The organism is Streptomyces noursei, from assembly GCF_001646665.1.
In the GTDB taxonomy this organism is placed as follows: domain Bacteria; phylum Actinomycetota; class Actinomycetes; order Streptomycetales; family Streptomycetaceae; genus Streptomyces; species Streptomyces lavendulocolor.
Genome location: NZ_LWBU01000003.1, coordinates 1 through 3,440 on the forward strand (window position 1 = coordinate 1; position 3,440 = coordinate 3,440).

Genomic DNA, 3,440 nt, shown 5'->3' on the forward strand with positions numbered 1-3,440 from the left:
CTCCCGCTCCGCGGGAGCGCTGACGGGTGGCTGCGCCACCCGCTCACCCCGGCTGCTGCGCAGCCGGGGTGACGGTCCGTTCGCTGCGCTTCCGGACCGGGCGGGGCGTTGCCCCGCCGGCCCTGGGCTTCGCTTCGCTCTGCCCAGGGCCGGCGGGTCCGCTGCGCTCCCCCGCCTCAAGGGCCCTTTCGGCTGCGCCTCCAGGACCGCTATGGCCCGCTGACGCGGGCCAGGCTGGCTGGAAGGGTGTTGGTCGCTCGTTCGTGTCAGGATTGGTGTAGCGCGTGACTCAGGTTGATGCAGCATGTAGTGTTGGCGAAAACGTGTGAGTCCCAGTTCTCGGAGGCGAAGGTGAGTGGTATGCACAAACCGCTTGAGGAGCAGCTTGGTCCTGATGGGTTCTCGCTTGTCGAGTGCCGCCGTCGGCAGGGGGACGCTGCGAGGACAGCAGCGCACATCACCACGTCCGGGAAGGGGGACTGGGCCTGGCTCTCGGAGGTATGGGCTCGTCGCATCGAACGGTGTGAGCTGTGGATCGCCCAGCAGCAGCCGGTTTCCTGAAGGCCTACCCCATGCCGGGCGCGGGGTAGGTGCGCCTGGGTAACGCAGCACCAGGCAGCAGGCGTGAATGCCCCGTTGGAGGTGCTCGGGCTCCCTGACGGCGCGGGGCGTGCCGGCGCGGGGCGCGCCCCGGGGGGCGGTGCGGTGGACGGCTATGAAAACCCCGCGTGGGCATCGCAGACCCCCGGCCACCGGGCGCCCGGCGGGGGCGGCCCGCGGGGCGGCCGGCCGGGGCTGCTGAGCATGGCGTACATACCGCGTACATACGACCGCACGAGCAGACCGACCCCGTGCGGTCCGGAGGCGTACGTCCGGGAGACATCCCTGGCCGCCCACGGACACCGCAGAGCAGCCCCGGGTGGCCGCGGAGCAGCCCCGGGGTGCTGGAGGCGCTCAGTGAGACCGGCGGTCTGGGTACGGCTGACCGTGGATATGCCCAGCGCGGGGAGCCGGCACGCGGGAGGCCGGGCACTCCGGCCCCGGACGAGCCTTCAAGAGTGCGGAGCCCGGCGGCTTGGCGGACCTTTGCTACGGCCTGCAATCCGCATGAGCATCAGAAAGGCCACGAGTGTCGACAATTCAGCTCAGGAAACACCAGCTCGATCAGCGGTCCGCGTTTCGTAGATGGGTGGGATTTCCTGCAAGATCATCCGTGCTCCCGCGTGGTGTCCGCGCCACGATCGTGTCCGCGACCGGCTCGGGCAAAACGATCACCGCCGCCGCGTGCGCGCTCGAGTCCTTCCCGGACGGCCGGATCCTCGTGACCGTGCCGACCCTGGACCTGCTCGTACAGACCGCCCAGGCCTGGCGCCAGGTCGGCCACCGGGCCCCCATGGTCGCGGTGTGCTCGCTCGAGAACGACCCGGTCCTGGGCTCGCTCGGGGTGCGCACCACCACCAACCCCATCCAACTCGCCCTGTGGGCCGGGAAGGGGCCGGTCGTCGTGTTCGCCACGTACGCCTCCCTGGTGGATCGCGAGGACCCGCAGGACCCGACGGGTCAGCGGAAGGTGCGCGGGCCGCTGGAGGCCGCTCTGGCGGGCGGAGAGCGGCTCTACGGCCAACGCATGGACGGCTTCGACCTCGCCATCATTGATGAGGCCCACGGAACCGCTGGTGATCTTGGTCGTCCGTGGGCGGCGATCCACGACAACCAGCGGATCCCCGCCGACTTCCGGCTCTACCTGACCGCGACCCCGCGCATCCTGGCGGCTCCCCAGCCGCGAAGGGGCGCGGAGGGCCAGGAGGTGGAGCTCGCGACCATGGCCGACGACCCGAACGGCACCTACGGCGCGTGGATCGCCGAACTCGGCCTGAGCGAGGCGATCGAGCGCGAGATCCTCGCCGGATTCGAGATCGACGTCCTGGAGATCCGCGACCCCTCCCCCATCCTCGGAGAAACGGAGGAAGCGCGGCGCGGCCGACGCTTGGCGCTGCTGCAGACCGCACTCCTGGAGCACGCCGCCGCACGGAATCTACGCACCGTCATGACGTTCCACCAGAAGGTGGAGGAGGCAGCCGCGTTCGCGGAGAAGCTGCCCGAGACGGCGGCCGAGCTGCATGCCGGCGAGGTCTCGGGCGAGGACCTGGCGCAGGCGGACAATCTCCCGAAGTCGTCGATCGACGCGGAGTTCTACGAGCTGGAGGCCGGCCGCCACGTACCCCCCGGCCGGGTGTGGTCGGCGTGGCTGTGCGGCGACCACCTCGTCGCCGAGCGGCGCGAGGTCCTGCGCCAGTTCGCGAACGGGATCGACGCGGCCGGGCGCCGGGTCCACCGCGCCTTTCTGGCATCCGTTCGTGTGCTCGGGGAAGGCGTCGACATCACCGGCGAGCGGGGAGTCGACTCGATCTGTTTCGCCGACACCCGCAGCTCCCAGGTGGAGATCGTCCAGAACATCGGCCGGGCGCTGAGGCTCCACGAGGACGGCAGCACGAAGATCGCACGGATCATCGTGCCGGTGTTCCTGGAGCCCGGCGAGGACCCCACCGACATGGTCGCCAGCGCCTCGTTCCGCCCCCTCGTAGCCGTCCTCCAGGGCCTGCGCTCGCACGATGAACGACTCGTCGAACAACTGGCCTCGCGGGCGCTGACGAGCGGCAAGCGCAAGATTCACGTTCGGCGGGACGAAGAGGGGCGGATCGTCGGTGCCGGCGGCGAAGGGGACGGGGAGCACCAGGAGGGTGGCACCGGCGCAGCTACCGAAGCCGCCCTGCTCCACTTCTCCAGCCCGCGCGACCCGGCGACCATCGCGGCCTTCCTGCGCACCCGGGTCTACCGGCCCGAGTCCCTGGTCTGGCTCGAGGGCTACCAAGCCCTCATCCGGTGGCGCAGGGAGAACGAGATCACTGGTCTCTACGCCGTTCCGTATGACGTCGAGGTCGAGGTCGGGGCGACGAAGGCGTTTCCGCTTGGGCGGTGGGTGCATCAGCAGCGAAAGGCCTTGCGGGCCGGGGAGCTGGAGGAGCGGCGCAAGACCCTGCTCGACGCCCCGGAGGCCGGGATGGTGTGGGAGCCCGGCGAGGAAGCCTGGGAGACCAAACTCGCCACACTCAGGTCCTACCAGCGGGCCACGGGACACCTCGCACCCCGACAAGACGCCGTCTGGGACGACCCGGCCGGCGGCGGCCCCGTGCCGATCGGACAGCACATGGCCAACCTCCGCCGCAAAGGCGGTCTGGGCAAGGATCCGGAGCGGGCCGCCGTTCGCGCGCAGCAGCTGGCCGCGGTCGACCCCGACTGGAACTGCCCCTGGCCACTCAACTGGCAGCGGCCCTACCGCGTCCTGGCGGACTTGGTCGACGCCGACGGCGTCCTGCCGGCCATCGAACCGGGGGTGCTGTTCGAAGGCGATGACATCGGGCGGTGGCTCCAGCAGCAGA

1 protein-coding gene is annotated in these 3,440 nt (G+C 70.7%); it reads left to right on the top strand.

Features of this window, described 5'->3' with window-relative positions; translation table 11 throughout:
- Positions 1-1,129: 1,129 nt before the first annotated feature.
- Positions 1,130-3,440 (top strand): DEAD/DEAH box helicase (locus A4V12_RS00695; protein WP_079136710.1); only part of this gene is annotated, 2,311 nt, incomplete at its 3' end.